Annotated in this window: 22 protein-coding genes and 2 pseudogenes; 18 read left to right on the top strand and 6 right to left on the bottom strand. The window is 72.7% G+C overall.

Annotated features, from left to right (window positions below; all coding sequences use genetic code 11):
• Positions 1-37: 37 nt before the first annotated feature.
• The 3 genes from ACFYOV_RS31265 to ACFYOV_RS31255 all read right to left on the bottom strand — a co-directional run bounded on the left by ACFYOV_RS31265 (position 38) and on the right by ACFYOV_RS31255 (position 3,535).
• Positions 38-2,425, bottom strand: a complete 2,388-nt coding sequence (locus ACFYOV_RS31265; RefSeq protein WP_389093526.1) for a Tex family protein — start codon at positions 2,423-2,425, stop codon at positions 38-40.
• Positions 2,426-2,531: 106 nt separating this feature from the next.
• Entirely contained in the window at positions 2,532-2,663 is a 132-nt protein-coding gene (locus ACFYOV_RS31260; RefSeq protein WP_389093523.1) for an LPFR motif small protein, read from the bottom strand.
• Positions 2,664-2,779: 116 nt separating this feature from the next.
• Positions 2,780-3,535, bottom strand: a complete 756-nt coding sequence (locus ACFYOV_RS31255) for an enoyl-CoA hydratase/isomerase family protein (RefSeq protein WP_389093520.1) — start codon at positions 3,533-3,535, stop codon at positions 2,780-2,782.
• Between the two features lie 197 nt (positions 3,536-3,732).
• Between ACFYOV_RS31255 and ACFYOV_RS31250 the strand changes: the two genes are divergently transcribed.
• Positions 3,733-4,350, top strand: a complete 618-nt coding sequence (locus ACFYOV_RS31250) for an HdeD family acid-resistance protein (RefSeq protein ID WP_389093656.1) — start codon at positions 3,733-3,735, stop codon at positions 4,348-4,350.
• Between the two features lie 174 nt (positions 4,351-4,524).
• Positions 4,525-5,031 carry an ATP-binding protein gene (locus ACFYOV_RS31245; RefSeq protein WP_389093653.1) on the top strand — a complete coding sequence of 169 codons (507 nt, stop codon included), beginning with the start codon at positions 4,525-4,527 and terminating at the stop codon, positions 5,029-5,031.
• A gap of 32 nt (positions 5,032-5,063) precedes the next feature.
• Here ACFYOV_RS31245 and idi read toward each other — a convergent pair whose 3' ends face one another.
• The 3 genes from idi to galE all read right to left on the bottom strand — a co-directional run bounded on the left by idi (position 5,064) and on the right by galE (position 8,005).
• On the bottom strand, positions 5,064-5,657 hold the full coding sequence (gene idi / locus ACFYOV_RS31240; RefSeq protein ID WP_389093518.1) for an isopentenyl-diphosphate Delta-isomerase: 594 nt from the start codon (positions 5,655-5,657) through the stop codon (positions 5,064-5,066).
• A 190-nt stretch (positions 5,658-5,847) separates the two neighbouring features.
• A complete protein-coding gene (locus ACFYOV_RS31235) occupies positions 5,848-6,786 on the bottom strand; it encodes a cation diffusion facilitator family transporter (protein ID WP_389093515.1) in 939 nt (312 codons plus the stop codon).
• 247 nt (positions 6,787-7,033) lie between these two features.
• A complete protein-coding gene (galE, locus tag ACFYOV_RS31230; RefSeq protein ID WP_389093512.1) occupies positions 7,034-8,005 on the bottom strand; it encodes a UDP-glucose 4-epimerase GalE in 972 nt (323 codons plus the stop codon).
• Between the two features lie 341 nt (positions 8,006-8,346).
• Here galE and ACFYOV_RS31225 point away from each other — a divergent pair, with 341 nt between their 5' ends.
• From ACFYOV_RS31225 to ACFYOV_RS31150, 16 genes and pseudogenes are all read left to right on the top strand, one after another.
• A complete protein-coding gene (locus ACFYOV_RS31225) occupies positions 8,347-10,200 on the top strand; it encodes a DUF5941 domain-containing protein (protein ID WP_389093510.1) in 1,854 nt (617 codons plus the stop codon).
• Positions 10,197-10,949, top strand: coding sequence for a sugar phosphate nucleotidyltransferase (locus ACFYOV_RS31220; RefSeq protein WP_389093507.1), 753 nt, complete (start codon positions 10,197-10,199; stop codon positions 10,947-10,949). The genes ACFYOV_RS31225 and ACFYOV_RS31220 overlap by 4 nt, the downstream gene beginning before the upstream one ends.
• Positions 10,937-11,998 carry an iron-containing alcohol dehydrogenase family protein gene (locus tag ACFYOV_RS31215; protein WP_389093505.1) on the top strand — a complete coding sequence of 354 codons (1,062 nt, stop codon included), beginning with the start codon at positions 10,937-10,939 and terminating at the stop codon, positions 11,996-11,998. Before ACFYOV_RS31220 ends, ACFYOV_RS31215 begins: the two co-directional genes overlap by 13 nt.
• The gene (locus tag ACFYOV_RS31210; protein WP_389093503.1) at positions 11,976-12,755 is read left to right on the top strand and encodes a CDP-alcohol phosphatidyltransferase family protein; all 780 of its coding nucleotides are present in this window, start codon (positions 11,976-11,978) and stop codon (positions 12,753-12,755) included. The genes ACFYOV_RS31215 and ACFYOV_RS31210 overlap by 23 nt, the downstream gene beginning before the upstream one ends.
• A complete protein-coding gene (locus tag ACFYOV_RS31205; protein ID WP_389093501.1) occupies positions 12,752-13,636 on the top strand; it encodes a glycosyltransferase family 2 protein in 885 nt (294 codons plus the stop codon). Before ACFYOV_RS31210 ends, ACFYOV_RS31205 begins: the two co-directional genes overlap by 4 nt.
• Before the next feature lie 98 nt (positions 13,637-13,734).
• Positions 13,735-14,670: an ABC transporter permease gene (locus ACFYOV_RS31200; protein ID WP_389093499.1), complete on the top strand. Its 936-nt coding sequence runs from the start codon at positions 13,735-13,737 to the stop codon at positions 14,668-14,670.
• Positions 14,663-15,451: an ABC transporter ATP-binding protein gene (locus tag ACFYOV_RS31195; protein WP_389093498.1), complete on the top strand. Its 789-nt coding sequence runs from the start codon at positions 14,663-14,665 to the stop codon at positions 15,449-15,451. The genes ACFYOV_RS31200 and ACFYOV_RS31195 overlap by 8 nt, the downstream gene beginning before the upstream one ends.
• Positions 15,452-15,811: 360 nt before the next feature.
• A complete protein-coding gene (gene hpnC / locus ACFYOV_RS31190; RefSeq protein ID WP_389093496.1) occupies positions 15,812-16,723 on the top strand; it encodes a squalene synthase HpnC in 912 nt (303 codons plus the stop codon).
• Positions 16,720-17,670: a presqualene diphosphate synthase HpnD gene (hpnD, locus tag ACFYOV_RS31185; protein ID WP_389093493.1), complete on the top strand. Its 951-nt coding sequence runs from the start codon at positions 16,720-16,722 to the stop codon at positions 17,668-17,670. The genes hpnC and hpnD overlap by 4 nt, the downstream gene beginning before the upstream one ends.
• Positions 17,670-17,810: a DUF6380 family protein gene (locus tag ACFYOV_RS31180; protein WP_389093491.1), complete on the top strand. Its 141-nt coding sequence runs from the start codon at positions 17,670-17,672 to the stop codon at positions 17,808-17,810. The genes hpnD and ACFYOV_RS31180 overlap by 1 nt, the downstream gene beginning before the upstream one ends.
• Positions 17,768-19,315 (top strand): annotated as a pseudogene (gene hpnE / locus ACFYOV_RS31175) (hydroxysqualene dehydroxylase HpnE); the annotation flags it as partial. The gene ACFYOV_RS31180 and the pseudogene hpnE, both read left to right, overlap by 43 nt.
• Positions 19,316-19,377: 62 nt before the next feature.
• Positions 19,378-20,445 (top strand): polyprenyl synthetase family protein, encoded by a 1,068-nt coding sequence (locus ACFYOV_RS31170; protein WP_389093488.1) that lies wholly within the window; start codon positions 19,378-19,380, stop codon positions 20,443-20,445.
• A 119-nt stretch (positions 20,446-20,564) separates the two neighbouring features.
• A complete protein-coding gene (gene shc, locus ACFYOV_RS31165) occupies positions 20,565-22,625 on the top strand; it encodes a squalene--hopene cyclase (RefSeq protein WP_389093486.1) in 2,061 nt (686 codons plus the stop codon).
• Entirely contained in the window at positions 22,625-23,266 is a 642-nt protein-coding gene (locus ACFYOV_RS31160; RefSeq protein ID WP_389093483.1) for a 1-hydroxy-2-methyl-2-butenyl 4-diphosphate reductase, read from the top strand. Before shc ends, ACFYOV_RS31160 begins: the two co-directional genes overlap by 1 nt.
• Before the next feature lie 5 nt (positions 23,267-23,271).
• Complete coding sequence (gene hpnH, locus ACFYOV_RS31155) at positions 23,272-24,294, top strand: adenosyl-hopene transferase HpnH (protein WP_389093482.1); 1,023 nt, start codon at positions 23,272-23,274, stop codon at positions 24,292-24,294.
• Positions 24,295-24,298: 4 nt separating this feature from the next.
• Positions 24,299-24,439: pseudogene (locus tag ACFYOV_RS31150) on the top strand (4-hydroxy-3-methylbut-2-en-1-yl diphosphate synthase); the annotation flags it as partial.

The following is a 24,439-nucleotide window of genomic DNA, read 5'->3' as shown; positions in this document are numbered from 1 at the left end:
CCGGACCCGGTGTGCGCACGCGGCGTACCGCGCGGGGTCAGCGCCGCCCGTTCCCGGGGTCGACGAGCCCGGCGCGGCGCAGCGCGTCGGCCATCGCGCTGTTGGCGGGTGCGGGCGCCTGACGCGCGCCGCCGCCGTTGCCGCGCCCGCCGCCACCGCCGTTCCCGCGACCGCCCTGGCGCTGCTGCGGCGGACGCCCGCCGCGCTGCCGGCGCTCGCCGGGCGCCGACTGCCCCTGCGGGGCCGCCTCGTCCTCCAGCCGGAGCGTCAACGAGATCCGCTTGCGTGGGATGTCCACGTCCAGGACCTTGACCCGGACGATGTCGCCCGGCTTCACCACGTCCCGCGGATCCTTGACGAACGTTTTCGACATCGCCGACACGTGCACCAGACCGTCCTGGTGGACCCCGACGTCGACGAAGGCCCCGAAGGCGGCCACGTTGGTGACGACACCCTCGAGGATCATCCCGGGGGTCAGGTCGGAGATCTTCTCCACGCCCTCCTTGAAGGCGGCGGTCCGGAACGCCGGACGCGGATCCCGCCCCGGCTTCTCCAGCTCCTTGAGGATGTCGCCGACGGTCGGCAGACCGAACGTGTCGTCCACGAAGTCCTGCGGCCTGAGCGAACGCAGCACCGCCGTGTTGCCGATCAGCGCGGCCACGTCCTGACCGGAGCTCTTCACGATGCGCCGCACGACCGGGTAGGCCTCGGGGTGCACGCTGGAGGCGTCCAGCGGGTCGTCGCCGCCGCGGATGCGCAGGAAGCCCGCGCACTGCTCGAACGCCTTGGGGCCGAGCCGCGCCACCTTCTTCAACTCGCCGCGCGACCTGAACGGGCCGTTGGCGTCCCGGTGGCCCACGATGTTCTCGGCGAGCCCGGAGGTGATGCCGGAGACCCGGGCGAGCAGCGGCGCCGAGGCGGTGTTGACGTCCACGCCCACGCCGTTCACACAGTCCTCCACCACCGCGTCCAGCGAACGCGACAGCTTCACCTCGGACAGGTCGTGCTGGTACTGGCCGACACCGATCGACTTGGGGTCGATCTTCACCAGCTCCGCCAGCGGGTCCTGCAGGCGCCGCGCGATCGACACGGCGCCGCGCAGCGACACGTCCATGTCCGGCAGTTCCTGCGAGGCGAAGGCGGAGGCCGAGTACACGGAGGCGCCCGCCTCGGACACCATCACCTTGGTCAGCTTCAGCTCGGGGTGCCTGGCGATCAGTTCACCGGCGAGCCGGTCGGTCTCGCGGGAGGCGGTGCCGTTGCCGATCGCGACGAGCTCGACCGCGTGCTCCTTCGCGAGCCGCGCCAGCCTGGCGATCGCCTCGTCCCACCGGTTGGCCGGGACGTGCGGATGGATCACATCGGTGGCGACGACCTTGCCGGTGGCGTCCACCACCGCGACCTTCACGCCCGTGCGGAAGCCGGGGTCCAGACCGAGGGTGGCGCGGGTGCCCGCCGGGGCCGCGAGCAGCAGGTCGCGCAGGTTGGCCGCGAACACCCGTACCGCCTCGTCCTCGGCGGCGGTCCGCAGCCTCAGCCGGATGTCGAGGCCGAGATGCACCAGGATCCGGGTGCGCCACGCCCAGCGCACCGTGTCCAGCAGCCACGTGTCGGCGGGACGCCCGCGGCCGGCGATCCCGAAACGGTGGGCGATGATCCCCTCGTAGGAGGAGGGGCCGTCCGCCGGCTCCTCGGGCTCCAGGACGAGGTCGAGGACCTCCTCCTTCTCACCGCGCAGCATCGCCAGGACCCGGTGCGAGGGGAGGGCGGTGAACGGCTCGGCGAAGTCGAAGTAGTCGGCGAACTTGGCGCCCGCCTCCTCCTTGCCCTCACGCACCTTCGCGGCCAGCCGCCCGCGCACCCACATGCGTTCGCGCAGCTCGCCGATCAGGTCGGCGTCCTCGGAGAACCGCTCCGTGAGGATCGCCCGCGCGCCGTCCAGGGCGGCCTGCGGATCGGCGACGCCCTTGTCGGCGTCCACGAACGCGGCGGCCGCGGCGAGGGGCTCCACACCGGGGTCGGTGAGCAGTCCCTGCGCCAGCGGCTCCAGTCCCGCCTCTCGCGCGATCTGCGCCTTCGTACGCCGCTTGGGCTTGTACGGAAGGTAGATGTCCTCCAGGCGCGCCTTGGTCTCGGCACCCCGGATGCGCGCCTCGAGCTCGTCGGTCAGCTTGCCCTGCTCGCGCACCGAGTCCAGGATTGCCGTGCGACGCTCCTCCAGCTCCCGCAGATAGCGCAGCCGCTCCTCGATCGTGCGCAGCTGCGCGTCGTCGAGCATCTCGGTCGCTTCCTTGCGGTAGCGGGCGATGAAGGGCACCGTCGAACCGCCGTCCAGCAGTTCCACGGCGGCCTCGACCTGCCGCTCCCGTACGCCGAGCTCCTCGGCGATCCTGCCTTCGATGGACCCTGTGAGGGGTGTCGTCACGATCCCGTACCCGCCTTCTGCACTGAGGTTGCGCGGCAATTGTGGCAGGTGACACCGACGATCGGGGATCAGGGCGGCGACTCGCCGGGGGCGCGTCCGATCGGCGTCAGGCGCGGTGGCCGCGGGCCGAGGACGAGGCACCGCCGAACAGCCGGGACAGCGCCCTGAACGGCAGCGTCACGACGGTGGCGACGGCGCCGCCGATCTGGCGCAGGACATCTGCGATGGCACGGAACACGTGACTCCCCTTTCGTCTCCCCGGCCGCTCGGCCGGTGGATACCGGGTACCTCGTGCACGCTGCACCATGCACGGGCCGCGTGGCCGGGGGAGCGGGCGCACGCGCCGGGCCGGTTTCACCGCGCCGCGGGCCCGCTCCAGGTGAAGCGCGGCTCGCGGCGCTCCAGGAACGCGGCGACGCCCTCCGCGGTGTCGTCGCTTCCGGCGGCCTGCCCGGCCCAGTGGGGGTCGCGGTCGGTGCGGCCGTCCGCGAACTCCTTGGCCGCGGCCTGCGTCAGCTGGGAGCGGGACGCCAGGATCCGGGTGAACTCCGCTACGCGCTTGTCCAGTTCGCCCTCCGGCAGCACCTCGTCCACGAGACCGGTGCGCAGCGCCCGCACGGTGTCGATCAGCTCGCCGGAGAACAGCAGGTACTTGGCCGTGGCCGGCCCCACCAGGGAGACCAGCCGCCGGGTGGAGGAGGACGGGTAGACGATCCCGAGCCGGGCCGGGGTCACTCCGAACCGCGCACCCTCCTCGGCGAACCGCAGGTCGCAGGCCGCCGCCAGCTGCGCCCCGCCGCCCACGCAGTGGCCCCGGATCGCCGCGAGCGTCGGCTTGGGGAAGGCGACCAGCGCCTCCTCCGCCGCCACGGCCAGCCGCTGGGCCTGGACCGGCGACCCCTGGAGCGTGGAGATGTCGGCCCCGGCGCAGAAGGTCCCGCCCTCGCCGGTGAGCACCAGCGCCCGTACCGACCGGTCGGCCGCCAGTGCGTCGAGCAGGGGCGGCAGGGCGGCCCACATCGCCGCCGTCATGGCGTTGCGCTTCGCCGGATGGCGGATGACGACGGTGGCGACCGAGTCGGTGACGGTGTGCAGCAGCTGCGGCTCCATGCGCCGGATGCTATCCGCCGGGTCCGGCGCAGTGGGCGGCGGGCGGCGGGCACGGCGTTAGGACCCGCGGACGAAGGGGACATGGGGAGGAGGAACGGACCGAGGAGGCACCCATGGCCAAGACCGCCAAGTCCGCCAAGTCCGCCAAGTCCGCCTCGACCGCCGGGCCCGGCGCACCGCACGGCGAGGCGGCGAGGATGAACCGCGGCTTCGGCCTGCTCGCCGTGCTCGGCGTGATCCTGGTCGTCGCGGGACTGGTCGGTCTCGTCTACACGGGGGTGGCCACCCTCACCTCGATGCTGCTGTTCGGCTGGCTGCTGCTGATCGGCGGTGTGGTCGGTCTGGCGCACGCGGTCCAGGCCCGTGACAGCAACTTCTTCTGGCTCGGTGTGGTGGTGGCGGCGCTGAACATCGCGGCCGGCGTGGTGATCCTGCGCACCCCGGAGGCGGCGGCCGAGGCGCTCACCATGTTCGCCGCGCTGCTGTTCCTCACCGGCGGGGTGTTCCGGCTGGTGGGCAGCCTGGTCGTGCGCGGCCCGCAGTTCGGCTGGACGCTGGTGCAGGGCGCCTTCGGCCTGCTCCTGGGCGCCCTCGTCCTGGCCTCCTGGCCGAGCAGCAGTCAGTACGTCATCGGTACGTTCTTCTCCCTCGCCCTGCTCTTCGACGGGCTCGGGCTGATCGCCACCGGTTACGGCGGGCGCCGGATCGTCGGCGTGGTCTCCGGCCGGCTGGCCGAGGAGCAGGCCGCCCGGGAGGCGCGGGAGGGGCGGGCGGGGCCGGAGGGAACCACCGTCAAACCCGTACAACCCGAATAGTTCGCCGAGACGGCACAAGGCGGACAGAAACGGTCCTGCAGTCGACCGTGTCATACGCCAACGGTCGGAAACGCTCGATATCCGCTGACTTGTGTTCAGGCCTTGGGTGCGGAGCGGATCATTACCAACACTCGACCTGTGGTGACAACCGAGCGTGAGGGTGGCGACCGGACGATGGACGACCAAGGGCGCGGGCCCGGCCCACGCCCGCGGGGCGCGCAGTCCTCCGTCGACGCGAGACCCGTGGATCCACCGCCCTACGAAGGGGTCTGGCGCTTCACCGCGCCCGCCGTCGACGCCTCCGTCCCGCAGGCCCGGCACGCCGTACGGGACCTGCTGCGGCGCCAGGGCGTGCCGGCCGCGGACGAGGTCGTCCAGGGCCTGCTGCTCATCGTCTCGGAGCTGGTCACCAACGCGGTGCGGCACGCGGCGCTGCTGTCCCCGACGCTCGCCGTCGAGGTGGCCGTCGGCGCGGAGTGGATCCGGGTGTCCGTCGAGGACGACCACCCCTACAGGCCGACCGCCCTGGAGACTGACCACGGCCGCACCGGCGGCCGCGGTCTGCTCCTGGTTCGCGAGATCACCCGCGAGGCGGGCGGCGTGTGCGACGTCGAACACACCGCGACCGGCGGCAAGGTCATCTGGGCCGCCCTGCCGCTCACTCCCGCACCGACGCTCTGACGGAAGGCGTCACCCCCGGGAGAAGAACTTCGTCACCAGCCGGCCGCGGGACCCGTCAGCTCCCGTACCGCCGGGCGGGCCGCGTCGAGGACCGTCATGAACCACGCCGAGAAGGTGTCGCGGGCGTGCCGCTGCGCCAGTTCGGCCGGGGTCACGAACGCCGTGGACGCCACCTCCTCCGGGTCCGGGCGCACCGGGGACTGCACCAGCCCGACGAACAGGTGGTTGTACTCCTGCTCGACCAGCCCGGAGGCCGGGTCGGGATGGTTGTAGCGCACGGTGCCCGCCTCGGCGAGCAGCGACGGGGACACCCCGAGCTCCTCGTACGTCCGCCGGGCCGCGGCGGCGAACGGCGCCTCACCGGGATAGGGGTGCCCGCAGCAGGTGTTCGACCACACACCGGGGGAGTGGTACTTGCCGAGCGCCCGCTGCTGGAGCAGCAACCGCCCGCGCTCGTCGAACAGGAACACCGAGAACGCCCGGTGCAGCTGCCCCGGCGGCTGGTGGGCGGCGAGCTTCTCCGCGGTGCCGATCGTCACGCCGTCCTCGTCGACCAGTTCCAGCAAAATCGCCTCTGCGGTGCCGTTCGACGGGCTGTGCGTCGCGGTGGCAGGTGTGATCGGCATACCCATCCTTCACATCGGTCTTCGCGCCCCAAGTCTGCCGTACGAATCCGGCGCTCCCGGCACTTCCCGGCGCGCCCGCATGTCCCGCGGACGGCGCGGGCCGATCACCGGGAGAAGGCCCAGTGGATGATCCCGCGGCGGCCGACGGAAAATCGCCGGCCCCCGCGCCGCCGGTGGCCGGAACGCGCCCTCAGTGGCACAGGCGGGCCTCGTGCTCCGCGTGCCCGCCGGGTTCCAGCTGGAAGGTGCAGTGCTCCACGTCGAAGTGGTCGCCCAGGCAGCTCTGGAGCTCGTGCAGCATCTTCTCGTGCCCCAGGGCGTTCAGGACCTCGGAGCTGACCACCACGTGCGCGGACAGCACCGGCATGCCCGAGGTGATCGTCCAGGCGTGCAGGTCGTGCACGTCCTCGACCCCGTCCGTGGCGAGGATGTGCGCCCGCACCTGCGCCATGTCGACGCCCTTCGGGGCCGCCTCCAGCAGGACGTCCAGGGTCTCGCGCAGCAGCTTCCAGGTGCGTGGCACGATCATCAGGGCGATCACCAGGGAGGCGACGGCGTCGGCGGCCGTCCAGCCGGTGGTCAGGATCACCACGGCCGAGACGATCACCGCCACCGAGCCGAGCGCGTCCGCCGCGACCTCCAGGAAGGCGCCGCGCACGTTCAGGCTCTCCTTCTGCCCGCGCATCAGCAGGGTGAGCGACACGACGTTGGCCACGAGGCCGACGGCGCCGAACACCACGGTCAGCCCACCCTCGGTGGCGGCCGGGGTGACGAACCGCTCGATCGCCTCGTACAGCACGTAGCCGCCGACGCCGAGCAGCAGCAGACAGTTGGCGAGGGCGGCGAGGATCTCGGCGCGGGCGAACCCGAAGGTGCGGCGCTCGCTCGGCGGGCGGTTGGCGAAGTGGATCGCCAGCAGGGCCATGCCGAGGCCCAGGGCGTCCGTCGCCATGTGGGCGGCGTCCGCGACGAGCGCCAGGGAGTCGGCGAGCACGCCGCCGACGATCTCGGCCACCATGACGCCGAGCGTGATCGCCAGCGCCACCCGCAGCCTGCCGCGGTACGCCGCAGCCGCGGTGCCGCGGCCGGCCGCGCCGTGCGCGTGCCCGTGATCGTGCCCAGCCCCCATGACAGCCCGCCCTTCCGTGACCCGTCCGGAGCACAGTCAACTACGGCCGCGGGGGATCCGGCAACGCGGCACTGAACACCGTTGTCATGTGCCGTGACCTGGGGAAACGTTGCCCAGGTCGGCTGGCGTGCGAGGGGCGGCGTGCGGGCCGCCGCGGGGGCTCCAGCCGCTCGGACCGGACGGCCACGCCCGGTCGAGCGCCCGGCCGGGGGAGGAGCAGTCCGCCCCGGCCGGCCCGTCCCGTGCTTCATGCCTCGCGGTGCAACTGCCACCCCCGCCAGGCCGACTCCACCATCTCGCGCACGTCGCGGCGTGCCGTCCAGCCGAGGGCCTCCCCGGCCCGGGTGGCCGATGCCACCGCACGCGGAGCGTCGCCGGGGCGGCGCGGTTCCACGACCGGGGGCCGGGTGTCACCGGTGACCTCGCCGATGACCGTGATCAGCTCGCGCACCGAGACGCCCTCGCCGCGGCCGATGTTCACCGTGAGGTCCCCGGTGAGGTCGCCCGCGGACAGGCGCCGGGCCGCCGCCAGGTGGGCCTCGGCCAGGTCGGCGACGTGGATGTAGTCGCGCACGCACGTGCCGTCCGGCGTCGGATAGTCGTCGCCGAAGATCCTCGGTGCCTCGCCACGGGTGAGCCGGTCGAAGACCATCGGGACGATGTTGAACACACCGGTGTCGGCGAGCTCGGGCGCCGCCGCGCCGGCCACGTTGAAGTAGCGCAGGCACACCGTCGCGATGCCGTGCGCCTGCCCCGCCGCCCGGACCAGCCACTCCCCGGCCAGCTTGGTCTCCCCGTAGGGGTTGACCGGGACGCAGGGCGTGTCCTCCGTGATGAGATCGACCCCGGGGTCGCCGTAGACGGCCGCCGACGACGAGAACACGAACCGCTGGACCCCGGCCTCCGCGACCGCGTCCAGCAGCGTCGCGAGGCCGCCCACGTTCTCCCGGTAGTAGCGGGTCGGCTGCGCCACCGACTCCCCGACCTGCTTGCGCGCGGCGAGGTGCACCACCCCCGTCACCCCGTGCTCCGCGAACACCTGCTTGAGCAGCTCGCCGTCCAGCGACGAGCCCCTGACCAGCGGGACGTCGGCGGGCAACCGCGCCGGCAGCCCGGTCGAGAGGTCGTCCAGCGCGACGACACGCTCCCCGGCATCCGCCATGGCCCGCGCCACATGTGCCCCGATGTAACCGGCTCCGCCGGTGATCAGCCATGTCATGGTGGCCCACCCTATGCCGACCCGTGCCGAGCGGACCGGGCGGCCGGGATGCTCCCCGTGCCGCCCATGCCCTCTCCGTGAATGCGTTGATGCGTGATGCGTGATGCGTGATGCGGGGGTCCGTCGACGTGGTTTGTGGGCCGGGCCCCGGATCCCCGATGATGATCGCGGCAGGGACGACGGGCGAACCGCGCCGATCCGTCCGCCGAACGGGTGGTGAACGCGCGCTCTCGGGCATCCGATAGCCTCTGCCGACATGCCGCCCGGAGGCCCCGGCACGGGCGCCCTCATCATGTACATGGCCGGCGTGGCTCGCGTCGGCACCCAGGGAGTGAGTTCGGTTGTCGACCGCCATCCTCACCGGTCAGCCGGTGCCCGGTTCGTCACTCGAGGGCGATCTGCGCTCCCTCGGCTTCGACGTCCGGACCGCTTCCGACGCCGCCGAGGCCGAGACCCTGCTCGCCGGGGTGCCGATGGGGGAGCGGGTCGCCCTGGTCGACGCCCGCTTCGTGGGCCATGTGCACGCGCTGCGCCTCGGCCTCACCGATCCCCGCTTCCCGCTCGCCGCGGTCCCCGGCGCCGTCACCGCCCAGCCGGCCGGCCGCCAGGCCCTGACCCGTGCGGTCGCCCGTGAGAACTCCGCCGGCGGCGGGACGGCCGGCGGGGGAGCTCCCGCGCGGGTGAAGCCGACCGCGGGGGACGTCGACAGCGTCGCCGACCGCGTCGTCACCGCGCTCGACGCCGACGGCGCCGACGTGCACCGCCCCGAGCTCGGCACCCTCGTCGCCACCGTCCCTGTCGACCCCCAGGCCCGCAACGAGGCCCGGCAGGCGGTCGCCGCCGTCGACGACGAGGCGGTCCGCCTGAAGTCGGCCGTCAAGGCGCGCGACGGCTTCTTCACCACCTTCTTCATCAGCCCGTACTCCCGCTACCTCGCCCGCTGGTGCGCCCGCCGCGGACTGACCCCCAACCACGTCACCACCGCCTCGCTGCTCACCGCGCTGGTGGCGGCCGGCTGCGCCGCCACCGGCACCCGCGGCGGCTTCGTCGCCGCCGGCGTCCTGCTCATCGCCTCCTTCGTGCTGGACTGCACCGACGGCCAGCTCGCCCGCTACTCCCTGCAGTACTCCACCCTCGGCGCCTGGCTCGACGCCACCTTCGACCGGGCCAAGGAGTACGCCTACTACGCGGGACTCGCCCTCGGCGCCGCCCGCGGCGGGGACGACGTGTGGGCCCTCGCCCTGGGGGCGATGGTCCTCCAGACCTGCCGGCACGTGGTCGACTTCTCCTTCAACGAGGCCAACCACGACGCGACCGCCAACACCAGCCCCACCGCCGCCCTCTCCGACCGACTCGACAGCGTCGGCTGGACGGTCTGGGTGCGCCGCATGATCGTCCTGCCGATCGGCGAGCGCTGGGCGATGATCGCCGTCCTCACGGCCCTCACCACCCCCCGGATCACCTTCTACGCCCTGCTCGTCGGCTGCGCCTTCGCGGCGACGTACACCACGGCGGGCCGCGTCCTGCGCTCGCTGACCCGCAGGGCCCGCCGCACCGACCGCGCGGCCAGGGCACTGGCCGACCTCGCCGACTCGGGGCCGCTCGCCGAGGGCCTGGCCGCGGTGCTGCGCACCCCCGCCCGCCGGCTGCCCGGCGCCGCCGCCCCCGCCCTCGCCCTGCTCGGCGGCCTCGCCGTCGTCGCCACGGCCGCACTGACCGGCTTCGGCGGACCGTGGCCGGCCGTCGCGGCGCTCGGGTACGTACTGACCTCCGCCCTCGCCGTCGCCCGCCCCCTCAAGGGCGCCCTCGACTGGCTCGTCCCGCCCTTCCTCCGCGCCGCCGAGTACGGCACCGTCCTGGTCCTCGCGGCCCGGGCGGAGGTGAACGGAGCCCTTCCGGCGGCCTACGGGCTGGTGGCCGCGGTCGCCTACCATCACTACGACACGGTCTACCGCATCCGCGGCGGCGCGGGCGCGGCCCCGCACTGGCTGGTGCGGGCGATCGGGGGGCACGAGGGCCGCACACTGGCGGTCGCCGTACTGGCGGCGCTGCTCACCGCCTCGCAGTTCACGGTCGCGCTCACGGTCCTCGCCGTGGCCGTGGCCCTGCTGGTGCTCGCCGAGAGCATCCGCTTCTGGGTCGCCGCCCACAAGGGGGGCGCGCCCGCCGTACACGACGAAGGAGAACCCGCATGATCGGCCTCGTGCTGGCGGCCGGCGCCGGACGGCGTCTGCGCCCCTACACCGACAGCCTCCCCAAGGCGCTGGTGCCGGTGGGCCCCGCGGGCATAGAGGACGCACCGACGGTTCTCGACCTGACCCTCGGCAACTTCGCCGAGGTCGGTCTGACCGAGGCCGGGATCATCGTGGGTTACCGCATGGAGGCCGTGTACGAGCGCCGGGAGGCGCTGGAGAAGAAGTACGGGCTCAAGCTCACGCTGATCGACAACGACAAGGCCGAGGAGTGGAACAACGCCTACTCCCTGTGGTGCGGGCGTGACGCCCTCAGGGACGGGGTGATCCTCGCCAACGGCGACACCGTGCACCCGGTCTCCGTGGAGAAGACCCTGCTCGCGGCCCGCGGGGACGGCAAGCGGATCATCCTGGCGCTGGACACGGTGAAGTCCCTGGCGGACGAGGAGATGAAGGTCGTCGTCGACCCGGAGAAGGGGATGACGCGGATCACGAAGCTGATGGACCCGGCCGAGGCCACCGGCGAGTACATCGGCGTGACCCTGATCGAGGGCGAGGCCGCGGACGACCTGGCCGACGCCCTGAGGGCCACCTTCGAGCGGGACCCGCAGCTGTACTACGAGGACGGCTACCAGGAGCTGGTCGACCGCGGCTTCCGGATCGACGTGGCGCCCATCGGCGACGTCCCGTGGGTCGAGATCGACAACCACGACGACCTCGCCCGCGGACGGGAGATCGCGTGCCAGTACTGACCAGGCTCATCCCCTCCCCGCTCGTCGTGGACATCCGCCCGGGTGCCCTCGACGACCTGGGCTGCGTGCTCGCCGACGAGCGCATCTCGCATTCCGGCCGGCTCGCCGTCGCCGTCAGCAACGGCTCCGGCGCCCGGCTGCGCGAGTGCGTCGCCCCCTCCCTGCCCGGCGCCACCTGGTACGAGGTCGGCGGCGGCACCCTCGACGACGCGGTCCGGCTGGCCGACGGAATGAAGTCCGGCCACTACGACGCGGTCGTCGGCCTCGGTGGCGGCAAGATCATCGACTGTGCCAAGTTCGCCGCGGCACGCGTCGGCCTGCCCCTGGTCGCCGTGCCGACGAACCTCGCCCACGACGGCCTGTGCTCCCCGGTCGCCACCCTCGACAACGACGCGGGCCGCGGCTCCTACGGTGTGCCCAACCCGATCGCGGTCGTCATCGACCTCGACGTCATCCGTGCCGCTCCGGTGCGGTTCGTGCGCGCCGGCATCGGCGACGCCGTCTCCAACATCTCCGCCATCGCGGACTGGGAGCTGGCCGGACGCGTCAAGGGGGAACGGATCGACGGGCTCGCCGCGGCGATGGCGCGCCAGGCGGGCGAGGCCGTGCTGCGCCACCCCGGCGGCATCGGGGACAACGACTTCCTCCAGGTGCTCGCCGAGGCTCTGGTGCTCAGTGGCATCGCCATGTCGGTCTCGGGCGACTCCCGCCCGTCCTCCGGCGCCTGCCACGAGATCAACCACGCCTTCGACCTGCTCTACCCCCGGCGGGCGGCCGCCCACGGCGAGCAGTGCGGCCTGGGCGCGGCCTTCGCCATGTACCTGCGGGGAGCGCACGAGGAATCGGCGTACATGGCCGAGGTGCTGCGCCGGCACGGCCTGCCCGTGCTGCCCGGCGAGATCGGCTTCACGACGGAGGAATTCGTCCGGGTCGTCGAGTTCGCCCCGGAGACCCGGCCCGGCCGCTACACGATCCTCGAACACCTCGCCCTGAAGACCGAACAGATCAAGGACATCTACGCCGACTATGTCAAGGCCATCGGTAGCTGAACTCCGCCCGGTCGTCCACCCCGCCGGGGTGAAGGACCGGCGCAGCGGTGAACATTGGGCGGGACGCCTCTACATGCGCGAGGTGTCCCTGCGGGTGGACCGCTATCTGGTGAACACCAGGGTCACGCCCAACCAGCTCACCTACCTGATGACCGTCTGCGGCGTGCTCGCGGCCCCGGCCCTGCTGGTGCCGGGGATCACCGGAGCCGTGCTCGGCGTGGTGATGGTCCAGCTCTACCTGCTGCTGGACTGCGTCGACGGCGAGATCGCGCGCTGGCGGAAGCAGTACTCCCTCGGCGGCGTCTACCTGGACCGGGTCGGCGCCTACCTCACGGACGCCGCCGTGCTGGTCGGCCTCGGCCTGCGCGCCGCCGACCTGTGGGGCCCCGGCCGGATCGACTGGCTGTGGGCCTTCCTCGGCACCCTGGCGGCGCTCGGCGCGATCCTGATCAAGGCCGAGACCGACCTGGTCGGCGTGGCCCGCCACCAGGGCGGACTGCCCCCGGTCCAGGAGGCCGCGGCGGAGCCGCGCTCGTCCGGCATGGCGCTGGCCCGCAGGGCCGCCGCCGCGCTGAAGTTCCACCGGCTGATCCTCGGCATCGAGGCGTCCCTGCTGATCCTCGTCCTCGCGATCGCGGACGCGGCCCGGGACGACCTGTTCTTCACCCGGCTCGGCACCGCCGTCCTCGCCGGCATCGCCCTGCTGCAGACCCTGCTGCACCTGGTGTCCGTCCTCGCTTCCAGCAGGCTCAAGTGAGCGGCCCCATCAAGGTCGGCGCGGTGATCATCACCATGGGCAACCGCCCCGACGAGCTGCGCGCCCTGCTGGACTCGGTCGCCGAGCAGGACGGCGACCCGATCGAGGTCGTCGTGGTCGGCAACGGCTCACCCGTCCCGGACGTCCCCGAGGGCGTGCGCACCGTCGAACTCCCGGAGAACCTCGGCATCCCCGGCGGGCGCAACGTCGGCATCGAGGCCTTCGGCCCGGCCGGCCAGGACGTCGACATCCTGCTCTTCCTCGACGACGACGGCCTGCTGGCGCACCACGACACCGCGCAGCTGTGCCGCGAGGCGTTCGAGGCCGACCCGCGACTCGGGATCATCAGCTTCCGCATCGCCGACCCGGAGACCGGGATCACCCAGCGCCGTCACGTGCCCCGGCTGCGCGTCTCCGACCCGTTGCGCTCCTCCCGCGTGACCACCTTCCTCGGTGGCGCCAACGCCGTGCGCACCAAGGTCTTCGCCGACGTGGGCGGCCTGCCGGACGCCTTCTTCTACGCGCACGAGGAGACCGACCTGGCGTGGCGGGCCCTGGACGCGGGCTGGATGATCGACTACCGCTCCGACATGGTGCTGTACCACCCGACGACCGCGCCCTCGCGGCACGCGGTCTACCACCGCATGGTCGCCCGCAACCGCGTCTGGCTGGCCCGCCGCAACCTGCCCGCGGCGCTGGTGCCGGTCTACCTGGGCGTCTGGATGCTGCTCACCCTCGTCCGCCGCCCCTCGCGCCCGGCCCTCAAGGCGTGGTTCGGCGGGTTCCGGGAGGGCTGGGCCACCCCCTGCGGCCCCCGCCGGCCCATGAAGTGGCGTACGGTGTGGCGGCTGACCCGACTGGGCCGGCCCCCCGTCATCTGACAAGCTCGTATCCGGGAACATCGGGGCCGTACCCAGGCTCCCCGGCTCATGCCAGGCCCGCACAGGCCGCGCATCTCGAGGACGAAAGTTTTCCACTAGTGAGTGAGACAACGCACGACCGCACGGTCGCGACGAGCGTGCCCGTGTCGCCCGACGAGGGCCTCACGGCGGCCGAGCTCGCCGCCAGGTACGGGCTGACCGTCAGCGGTGCCCGGCCGTCCCTCGCCGAGTACGTCCGTCAGCTGTGGGGGCGGCGGCACTTCATCGTCGCCTTCTCCCAGGCGAAGCTGACCGCCCAGTACAGCCAGGCCAAGCTCGGCCAGCTCTGGCAGGTGGCGACCCCGCTGCTGAACGCGGTCGTGTACTTCTTCATCTTCGGTCTGCTGCTGGGCGCCCGGCAGGGCATCCCGCACGACATCTACGTGCCGTTCCTGGTGACCGGCGTGTTCGTGTTCACCTTCACGCAGAGCTCGGTCCTCGCGGGCGTGCGGGCCATCTCCGGGAACCTCGGCCTGGTGCGGGCCCTGCACTTCCCGCGGGCCTCGCTGCCCATCTCCTTCGCGCTGCAGCAGCTCCAGCAGCTGCTGTTCTCGATGCTCGTGCTGGTCGTCATCGTGCTGGCCTTCGGCAGCTTCCCCGACCTGTCCTGGCTGCTGATCGTCCCGGCGCTGCTGCTCCAGTTCGTCTTCAACACCGGCCTCGCGCTGATCTTCGCGCGCATGGGCAGCAAGACGCCCGACCTCGCCCAGCTGATGCCGTTCGTGCTGCGCACCTGGATGTACGCCTCCGGCGTGATGTTCAGCATCCCGGCGATGCTCGAGGGCAAGGACGTTCCCGGCTGGCTCTCCGACGTCCTCCAGTGGAACCCGGCCGCCATCTACATGGACCTGGTCCGCTTCGCCATGATCGACGACTACGGCTCCCAGTACCTGCCGCCGCACGTCTGGGCCTTCGCGGTGGGCTGGGCGCTGCTGACCGGGGTGGTCGGCTTCGTGTACTTCTGGAAGGCGGAGGAGAGGTACGGCCGTGGCTGACGAGAACACGGGCGCACGCGTCCCCACCGTCATCGCGGACGGCCTGCACATCGTCTACCGCGTCAACGGCGCCAGGACCGGCAAGGGCAGCGCCACCGCGGCCCTGAGCCGCATCCTCAGGCGGGGCTCCGACGACACGGCGCGGGGTGTGCGCACGGTGCACGCCGTGCGCGGGGTGTCCTTCATCGCCTACCGCGGCGAGGCGATCGGCCTGATCGGCTCCAACGGCTCCGGCAAGTCGACCCTGCTGCGGGCCATCGCCGGCCTGCTGCCGGCCGAGAGGGGCAAGGTCTACACCGACGGCCAGCCGTCCCTGCTCGGCGTCAACGCCGCCCTGATGAACGACCTGACCGGCGAGCGCAACGTCATATTGGGCGGGCTCGCCATGGGCATGTCCCGCGAGGAGATCAAGGAGCGGTACCAGGAGATCGTCGACTTCTCGGGCATCAACGAGAAGGGCGACTTCATCACCCTGCCGATGCGTACCTATTCCTCCGGCATGGCGGCCCGGCTGCGCTTCTCCATCGCCGCCGCCAAGGACCACGACGTCCTCATGATCGACGAGGCGCTGGCCACCGGCGACCGCAAGTTCCAGAAGCGCTCCGAGGCGCGCATCAGGGAACTGCGCAAGGAGGCCGGCACGGTGTTCCTGGTCAGCCACAACAACAAGTCCATCCGTGACACCTGCGACCGGGTGCTGTGGCTGGAGCGCGGCGAGCTGCGCATGGACGGGCCGACGGACGAGGTGCTCAAGGAGTACGAGAAGTTCACGGCGAAGTGACCCGATGGGCGCCGGGCCCCGCCGGAACTCTTCCGGCGGGGCCCGGCGTCTGCAGAAGGAAGCGTCAACTGCTGCGCCGCAAAGGAAGCTTGACGCCGATCGGTGTGTTGTCGTGATGTGCGGGACACCCCGGCGGTCCGTACCGCGTTGTACAACGTAAGCTGTACCGGTCCCGAAAGGCGGCAATCAGGGCCATAATGCGCGACACCATCCGGCAGGACCGTCGGGCGAAGTGCGGGCGGCGTGTCCGAAATAGTGTGTATTGGGTCTGCAGTGTAGAACGGGAGATGTGACGGCAATGGCTACGGAAACTCCCCGGCTGAACGCAGCATGTGCCGTCCCCGCCCAGGGCAGCCCACGATGACGCCGGCCGGCACCACGCGTCCCGCGGACCCGGAGCGCGCCACCCTCGACAAGGCCGCCGCCGAGAACTTCCCGGTGGCGCCCTTCTTCCTGCCCCGCGTCTGGCGCGACGACCTGCTGGCCGTGTACGGCTTCGCCCGCCTCGTCGACGACATCGGGGACGGAGACCTCGCCCCCGGCGGCGACGACGCCCGGCTGCTCGGCGTCACCCCTGAGGAGGCCGGGAACCGGCTGGCTCTGCTGGACGCCTTCGAGGCCGACCTCCACCGCGTGTTCGACTCCCGCGGGACGGAGCCCCGCCACCCGCTGCTGCGCAGGCTCGGGCCCACGGTGCGCCGCTGCTCGCTGACGCCCGAGCCGTTCCTCGGCCTGATCGCCGCCAACCGCCAGGACCAGCTCGTCGGCCGCTACGAGACCCACGACGACCTGCTCGCCTACTGCGAACTGTCGGCCAACCCCGTCGGCCGGCTCGTCCTCGCCGTCACCGGCACCTCGACCCCCGAGCGCGTCCGGCGCTCCGACGCGGTCTGCACCGGCCTCCAGATCGTCGAACACCTCCAGGACGTCGCCGAGGACCTCCGCCGCGACCGCGTCTACCTGCCCGCCGCGGACATGAAGCGCTTCCACGTCCAGGAGGCCGACCTCGCCCGGCCCACCGCCGGCGCATCGGTGCGCGCACTCGTCGCGTACCAGGCGCACCGCGCCCGGGACCTGCTGAACGAGGGCATCCCACTCGTGGGGAGCGTCCACGGCAGGCTGAAGCTGCTGCTCGCCGGGTTCGTGGCGGGGGGCAGGGCGGCCGTCCACGCGATCGCCGCCGCCGACTACGACGTACTTCCCGGCCCGCCCAGACCCGGCAGGACCCGGCTGCTGCGCGAGGTGGGCCTGACCCTGCGAGGAGAGGGGTGATCCGGGCCGTGGAGCCGGAACCGCACGCATCCGCACCGGTGCTCGCCGCCTACCGCTACTGCGAGGCCGTCACCGGACAGCAGGCCCGCAACTTCGCCTACGGCATCCGGCTGCTCCCGACGCCCAAGCGGCGCGCGATGTCGGCCCTGTACGCGTTCTCCCGGCGGGTCGACGACATCGGCGACGGCGCCCTGGCGGACGACGTCAAGGTCACCCGGCTGGAGGACACCCGGACGCTGCTCACCCGCATCCGCGAGGGCGCGGTCGACGAGGACGACACCGACCCGGTCGCGGTCGCCCTCGCGCACGCCTCCACGCACTTCCCGATCCCGCTCGGCGGCCTGGACGAGCTCATCGACGGCGTCCAGATGGACCTGCGCGGCGAGACCTACGAGACCTGGGACGACCTGAAGGTCTACTGCCGCTGCGTCGCCGGTGCCATCGGCCGACTCTCGCTCGGCGTGTTCGGCACGGAGCGCGGGGCGCGCGGCGCCGAGCGGGCCCCCGAGTACGCCGACACCCTGGGCCTCGCGCTCCAGCTCACCAACATCCTGCGCGACATCCGCGAGGACGCCGAGGGCGGGCGCACCTACCTACCCGCCGACGACCTCGCCAAGTTCGGCTGCTCGGGCGGGTTCGGCGGGCCGACCCCGCCCGAGGGCTCCGACTTCGCCGGTCTGGTGCACTTCGAGGTGCGCCGGGCCCGCGCCCTGTTCGCCGAGGGCTACCGGCTGCTGCCCATGCTCGACCGGCGCAGCGGCGCCTGCGTCGCCGCCATGGCCGGCATCTACCGCCGCCTCCTCGACCGCATCGAACGCGACCCGGAGGCGGTGCTGCGCGGCCGGGTCTCGCTGCCCGGCCGGGAGAAGGCGTACGTCGCCGTGCGCGGACTGTCGGGCCTGGACGCCCGGCACGTGACCCGGCGGACCGTCAGGAGGCGCGCCTGATGGACCCCTTGTCCCCGGGTGCCCCCCGGCGCGAGAAGCGGCGGGCAACCCTCCGCCACCGGGTCGCGTCCCTCACGGAGACGGCCCGTCGTGCGGTGTTCCAGCGGCACGGGCGCCGGGCAGGGGAGGGCGCACCATGACCCACGCCACGCGGCCCGAGGGGCCGCTCACCGACGGCACCGCCGGGGCTGGGCACGCCGTGGTGGTCGGCGGCGGCCTCGCCGGCACCACCGCCGCGCTCGCGCTCGCCGACGCCGGGATGCGGGTCACGCTGCTCGAGGGCCGGCCGCGCCTGGGCGGACTCGCCTTCTCCTTCCGACGCGGCGACCTGACCGTCGACAACGGCCAGCACGTCTACCTGCGCTGCTGCACCGCCTACCGTTGGTTCCTCGACCGGATCGGCGGCGCGGCGCTGGCACCGGTGCAGGACCGGCTCGACGTGCCCGTCGTGGACGTCACCCGCCCCGAGGGGCGCAGACTCGGCAGACTGCGGCGCGACGCGCTGCCCGTGCCCCTGCACCTGGGGCGCAGCCTCGCCACCTATCCGCACCTCTCCCTCGCCGACCGGGCCCGGGCGGGCCGGGCGGCCCTCGCGCTCAAGGGCCTCGACCTCGACGACCCGGCCCTGGACGGCCAGGACTTCGGCAGCTGGCTGACGGCGCACGGTCAGTCCGTACGCGCCGTGGAGGCCCTGTGGGACCTGGTCGGGGTCGCCACCCTCAATGCGGTCGCGGGTGAGGCGTCCCTCGCCCTCGCCGCGATGGTGTTCAGGACCGGTCTGCTCTCCGACCCCGGCGCGGCCGACATCGGCTGGGCCCGCGTCCCGCTGGGCGACCTGCACGACCGGCTGGCCCGCGAGGCGCTCGCCGCCGCGGGGGTGCGCACCGAGGTCCGCACCCGGGTCACCTCGATCCGCTCGGACGCCGACGGCCGGTGGACCGTCCGGGTGCCCGGCCAGACGCTGGCGGCGGACACGGTCGTCCTCGCCGTACCGCAGCGCGCGGCCCACGATTTGCTGCCCGACGGCGCGCTCGACGACCCCGAGCGGCTGCTCGCCATCGGCACCGCGCCGATCCTCAACGTCCACGTCGTCTACGACCGCAAGGTGCTCGCGCGGCCCTTCCTCGCCGCCCTCGGCACCCCCGTGCAGTGGGTGTTCGACCGCACGGAGGCGTCCGGACTGGAACAGGGGCAGTACCTTGCGCTGTCCCAGTCGGTCGCCCGGAACGAGATCGACGCACCCGTCGCCGCGCTGCGCGAGCGCTATCTGCCCGAGCTGGAGCGGCTGCTGCCGCGCACGCGCGGCGCCGAGGTGAAGGACTTCTTCGTCACCCGGGAGCGCACGGCCACCTTCGCTCCCACCCCCGGCGTCGGCCGTCTCAGGCCCGGCGCCCGCACCAAGGCACCCGGCCTGTACCTGGCCGGAGCGTGGACCGCCACCGGGTGGCCCGCGACCATGGAGAGCGCGGTCCGCAGCGGCGTCGCGGCGGCGGACGCCGCACTGCACGCCCTCGGCCGGCCCCGCCCCCACCGCCTCTTCGCCCTCGAGGAGGCGGCCCACCGTACCTTTCCGGCAGACCGGCCCCGCACCCCCGCCCGGATCCCGCAGAGGACCGGCGCGGCCCTGCGAGGTGGGCTCCGGTGAAGGGCGACCAGCACGGCGCGGCAGGACCCCGCACCCCCGGTACCGCAACAAGAGGAGAGACTGTGCCCACTGTGCCCCCGGCCTCGAAGGCTCCCGACGCGGTGGACGTGTCCGCGCTCCTGGAGCGCGGCCGGACCTTGGCCACACCGGTACTGCGGGCGGCCGTCGACCGTCTGGCATCTCCCATGGACACGGTCGCCGCCTACCACTTCGGTTGGATCGACGCCGACGGCCGCCCCGCCGACGGCGACGGCGGCAAGGCCGTCCGCCCCGCCCTCGCGGTGCTGTCCGCCGAGGTCACCGGAGCCGCGCCGGAGACCGGCGTGCCCGGAGCCGTCGCCGTCGAACTGGTCCACAACTTCTCGCTGCTGCACGACGACCTGATGGACGGCGACGAGCAGCGCAGGCACCGCGACACGGTCTGGAAGGTGCACGGGCCCGCCCAGGCCATCCTCGTCGGCGACGCCCTGTTCGCGCTGGCCAACGAGGTCCTGCTGGAGCTCGGCACCGTCGAGGCCGGCCGCGCCACCCGCCGGCTGACCACCGCCAGCCGCGCGCTGATCGACGGTCAGGCGCAGGACATCTCCTACGAGCACCGTGACCGCGTCAGCGTCGAGGAGTGCCTGGAGATGGAGGGCAACAAGACCGGCGCCCTGCTCGCCTGCGCCAGCTCCATCGGCGCGGTGCTCGGCGGCGCCGACGACCGCACCGCCGACGCGCTGGAGAGGTACGGCTACCACCTGGGCCTCGCCTTCCAGGCCGTCGACGACCTCCTCGGCATCTGGGGAGACCCGGAGGCCACCGGCAAGCAGACCTGGAGCGACCTGCGCCAGCGCAAGAAGTCCCTCCCGGTCGTGGCCGCGCTCGCGGCGGACGGCGCCGCCTCCCGGCGGCTCGGCGAGATCCTCGCCGCCGACGCCAAGAGCAGCGACGTCGAGAACTTCTCCGAGGAGGAGTTCGCGGCCCGCGCCGCCCTCATCGAGGAGGCGGGCGGCCGCGCATGGACCGCCGAGGAGGCCCGCCGCCAGCACACCATCGCCATCGAAGCCCTCGAGGCCGTGGACATGCCCGACCGGGTGCGGGCACGGTTCACGGCGCTCGCGGACTTCGTCGTCGTACGAAAGAGATGATCACTATCGGTCGAATAGCCCTCGCGTAGTCGCCGGCCGGTGGTGCGGGGAGCACAGCACCGGCCGACGGCGGACCCACAGCAGACGCACGACTTGCAGGACTGCACGAAGGGGAAGCCATGACAGCGACGACCGACGGAAGCACCGGGGCGGCCCTGCCGCCCCGAGTGGCCGCGGCCAGCGACACCGACACCGACACCGACACTCCCGAGGCGGCCGGGGCCCACGACCTCGCCGCCCGCGCCGTGCGGCGCGCCACCGACTTCCTGCTCTCCCGGCAGGACGACCAGGGCTGGTGGAAGGGCGACCTCGAGACCAACGTCACGATGGACGCCGAAGACCTGCTGCTCCGCCAGTTCCTGGGCATCCGCGACGAGGAGACGACCCGCGCGGCCGCCCTCTTCATCCGCGGCGAACAGCGCGAGGACGGTACCTGGGCCACCTTCTACGGCGGACCCGGCGAACTGTCCACCACCATCGAGGCGTACGTCGCCCTGCGCCTGGCCGGCGACTCGCCCGACGCCCCGCACATGGCCCGGGCCTCCGCCTGGATCCGCGAGCGGGGCGGCATCGCCTCCGCCCGTGTCTTCACCCGGATCTGGCTGGCCCTGTTCGGCTGGTGGAAGTGGGAGGACCTGCCCGAACTCCCGCCCGAGCTGATCTGGTTCCCCACCTGGGTTCCGCTCAACATCTACGACTTCGGCTGCTGGGCCCGGCAGACCATCGTCCCGCTGACGATCGTCTCCGCGAAGCGGCCGGTGCGTCCCGCCCCGTTCCCGCTGGACGAACTCCACTCGGACCCCGCCCGCCCCGCTCCGCCCCGGCGCCTGGCACCGGCGGCCGGCTGGGACGGCGCCTTCCAGCGCCTCGACAAGGGCCTGCACGCGCTGCGCCGGGTCGTGCCTCGCAGGCTGCGCCGGGCCGCCATGAACACCGCCGCCCGCTGGATCATCGAACGGCAGGAGAACGACGGCTGCTGGGGCGGCATCCAGCCCCCGGCCGTGTACTCGATCATCGCCCTGCACCTGCTCGGTTACGACCTGAACCACCCCGTGATGCGCGCGGGCCTCGAGTCGCTGGACCGGTTCGCCGTGTGGCGCGAGGACGGGGCCCGGATGATCGAGGCCTGCCAGTCCCCGGTGTGGGACACCTGCCTCGCCACCATCGCGCTGGCCGACGCCGGGCTGCCCGCGGACCACCCCCAACTGGTCAAGGCCGCCGACTGGATGCTGGGCGAGCAGATCGTGCGGCCCGGCGACTGGTCGGTGCGCAGGCCCCATCTCCCGCCCGGGGGCTGGGCGTTCGAGTTCCACAACGACAACTACCCCGACATCGACGACACCGCCGAGGTGGTGCTGGCGCTGCGCCGGGTCAAGCACCACGACCCGGAGCGGGTGGACAACGCCGTCGGGCGCGGGGTGCGCTGGAACCTCGGGATGCAGTCCCGCAACGGCGCCTGGGGCGCGTTCGACGTCGACAACACCAGCCCGTTCCCCAACCGGCTTCCGTTCTGCGACTTCGGCGAGGTCATCGACCCGCCGTCGGCCGACGTCACCGCGCACGTGGTGGAGATGCTCGCGGTCGAGGGCCTGGCGAACGATCCGCGCACCCGGCGCGGCATCCGGTGGCTGCTGAACGAACAGGAGCCGGACGGCCCGTGGTTCGGGCGCTGGGGCGTCAACTACATCTACGGCACCGGGTCCGTGGTGCCCGCTCTGACCGCCGCCGGGATTCCCGCCTCGCACCCGGCGATCCGGCGTGCGGTGGCCTGGCTGGAGTCGGTCCAGAACGACGACGGCGGCTGGGGCGAGGACCTGCGCTCCTACCCGTACGCGCGCGAGTGGAGCGGCCGGGGCGCCTCGACCGCCTCCCAGACGGCGTGGGCGCTGATGGCGCTGCTCGCGGCGGGCGAGCGGGAGTCACGGGCCGTCGAACGCGGCATCACCTGGCTCGTGGCCACCCAGCGGGCGGACGGCTCCTGGGACGAGCCGTACTTCACCGGCACGGGCTTCCCGTGGGCCTTCTCCATCAACTACCACCTCTACCGGCAGGTCTTCCCGCTCACTGCGCTGGGCCGGTACGTGAACGGTGAGCCGTTCGTGAACCGGCCGGCGGCCGCGAGAACCGGCGCGGCACCGGCCGGCCCGGGGCGTCCGCTCGCCGAGGCGAAGGGCAGCTGATGAGTGCTCCGGCCGCCCCGGCTCCGCTGCTGATCGCCTGCGCGCTCGGCATCGAGCAGTTCGCCCTACGCACCAGCGAGCGCGGCGGGGCCGGCGGACCGGTCACCGTGCTGCGCACCGGCATGGGGCCGGCGGCGGCCGAGCGCTCCGTCACCCGGGTGCTCGCCGAGCCCGCCCTCAACGGGGCCGCCGTCCTGGCCACCGGCTTCTGCGCCGGGCTCGCCCCCGGGATGCACCCCGGTGACCTGGTCGTCGCCGAGGAGACCCGGGACCCGCGCGGCAGCGTTCCCTGCGTGGGCACCGAGCTGCTGGTCGAGGAACTGGGACGGGCCGTTCCCGGGCGCACCGTGCACAGGGGGCCGCTCACCGGCTCCGACCACGTGGTCCGCGGCCCGGAGCGCTCCGCTCTGCTCACGACCGGGGCGATCGCGACCGACATGGAATCGGCTGCCACGCTCCTGAGCGCCGTCCGCGTGGGCGAGCGCCCGGTTGCGGCCGTCCGGGTGGTCGTGGACGCTCCAGAACATGAACTGGTCCGGATCGGCACGGTGCGCGGTGGAATATCGGCTTTCCGTGTCCTTCGTTCCGTACTCCCGGCTTTCTATGAATGGCACCGTTCCTTGCTGCTCCCCAGGAGGTGAGCCAGATGGCCATGCCGCTGCGCCAGTCCGTCAAGGTCGCTACATACTTGGCCGCACAGAAGCTCCGCAGGCGGGACAAGTTTCCGCTCATCGTCGAGTTGGAACCGCTCTTCGCCTGCAACCTCAAGTGCGAGGGATGCGGCAAGATCCAGCACCCCGCCGGGGTGCTCAAGCAGCGCATGCCGGTCGCCCAGGCCGTGGGAGCCGTGCTGGAGTCCGGGGCGCCGATGGTGTCCATCGCCGGCGGCGAGCCGCTGATGCACCCTCAGATCGACGAGATCGTGCGCCAGCTGGTGGCCAGGAGGAAATACGTCTTCCTCTGCACCAACGCCCTGCTGCTGCGCCGGAAGATGGACAGGTTCACGCCCTCCCCCTACTTCGCGTTCGCCGTGCACATCGACGGGCTGCGCGAGCGGCACGACGAGTCCGTCGCCAAGGAGGGCGTGTTCGACGAGGCCGTGGCGGCCATCAAGGAGGCCAAGCGGCGCGGCTTCCGGGTCACCACCAACTCGACCTTCTTCAACACCGACACCCCGCAGACCGTCATCGAGGTGCTCGACTTCCTCAACGACGACCTGGAGGTGGACGAGATGATGATCTCGCCCGCCTACGCCTACGAGAAGGCCCCCGACCAGGAGCACTTCCTGGGTGTGGAGCAGACCCGGGAGCTGTTCCGGAAGGCCTTCGCGGGCGGCAACCGCAGGCGCTGGCGGCTCAACCACTCGCCGCTGTTCCTGGATTTCCTCGAGGGCAGGGTCGACTTCCCCTGCACCGCCTGGGCGATCCCCAACTACTCGCTGTTCGGCTGGCAGCGGCCCTGCTATCTGATGAGCGACGGGTACGTGCCGACGTACCGGGAGCTGGTCGAGGACACCGACTGGGACACGTACGGCCGCGGCAAGGACCCGCGCTGCGCCAACTGCATGGCGCACTGCGGTTACGAGCCCACCGCCGTGCTCGCCACCATGGGCTCCCTCAAGGAGTCCCTGCGCGCCCTGCGCGAGACCGTCTCCGGAAACCGGGAGTGACGTCATGACCGCTGTCTCCCTCGGAGTACCCGAGATGCCGGTCCGGCCGGTCGCCGAGCGCCGGAAGAGCCGGCGGATCCAGGTCGGCTCGGTGGCGGTGGGCGGGGACGCGCCCGTCTCGGTGCAGTCGATGACGACGACGCGT

The organism is Streptomyces sp. NPDC005931, assembly GCF_042871235.1.
In the GTDB taxonomy this organism is placed as follows: domain Bacteria; phylum Actinomycetota; class Actinomycetes; order Streptomycetales; family Streptomycetaceae; genus Streptomyces.
The sequence above is the reverse complement of the archived record's forward strand: the minus strand, read 5'-3'. Positions and strand labels throughout refer to the sequence as shown.

Excerpts from the sequence above, each read along its gene's own strand:
- ACFYOV_RS31220 (WP_389093507.1), top strand. The coding sequence starts at position 10,197 with ATGATCGGCCTCGTGCTGGCGGCCGGCGCCGGACGGCGTCTGCGCCCC.
- ACFYOV_RS31180 (WP_389093491.1), top strand. The coding sequence starts at position 17,670 with ATGGACCCCTTGTCCCCGGGTGCCCCCCGGCGCGAGAAGCGGCGGGCA.
- galE (WP_389093512.1), bottom strand. The coding sequence starts at position 8,005 with ATGACATGGCTGATCACCGGCGGAGCCGGTTACATCGGGGCACATGTG.
- ACFYOV_RS31210 (WP_389093503.1), top strand. The coding sequence starts at position 11,976 with ATGTCAAGGCCATCGGTAGCTGAACTCCGCCCGGTCGTCCACCCCGCC.
- ACFYOV_RS31245 (WP_389093653.1), top strand. The coding sequence starts at position 4,525 with ATGGACGACCAAGGGCGCGGGCCCGGCCCACGCCCGCGGGGCGCGCAG.
- shc (WP_389093486.1), top strand. The coding sequence starts at position 20,565 with ATGACAGCGACGACCGACGGAAGCACCGGGGCGGCCCTGCCGCCCCGA.
- ACFYOV_RS31235 (WP_389093515.1), bottom strand. The coding sequence starts at position 6,786 with ATGGGGGCTGGGCACGATCACGGGCACGCGCACGGCGCGGCCGGCCGC.
- hpnC (WP_389093496.1), top strand. The coding sequence starts at position 15,812 with ATGACGCCGGCCGGCACCACGCGTCCCGCGGACCCGGAGCGCGCCACC.
- ACFYOV_RS31250 (WP_389093656.1), top strand. The coding sequence starts at position 3,733 with ATGAACCGCGGCTTCGGCCTGCTCGCCGTGCTCGGCGTGATCCTGGTC.
- ACFYOV_RS31160 (WP_389093483.1), top strand. The coding sequence starts at position 22,625 with ATGAGTGCTCCGGCCGCCCCGGCTCCGCTGCTGATCGCCTGCGCGCTC.
- idi (WP_389093518.1), bottom strand. The coding sequence starts at position 5,657 with ATGCCGATCACACCTGCCACCGCGACGCACAGCCCGTCGAACGGCACC.
- hpnH (WP_389093482.1), top strand. The coding sequence starts at position 23,272 with ATGGCCATGCCGCTGCGCCAGTCCGTCAAGGTCGCTACATACTTGGCC.
- ACFYOV_RS31255 (WP_389093520.1), bottom strand. The coding sequence starts at position 3,535 with ATGGAGCCGCAGCTGCTGCACACCGTCACCGACTCGGTCGCCACCGTC.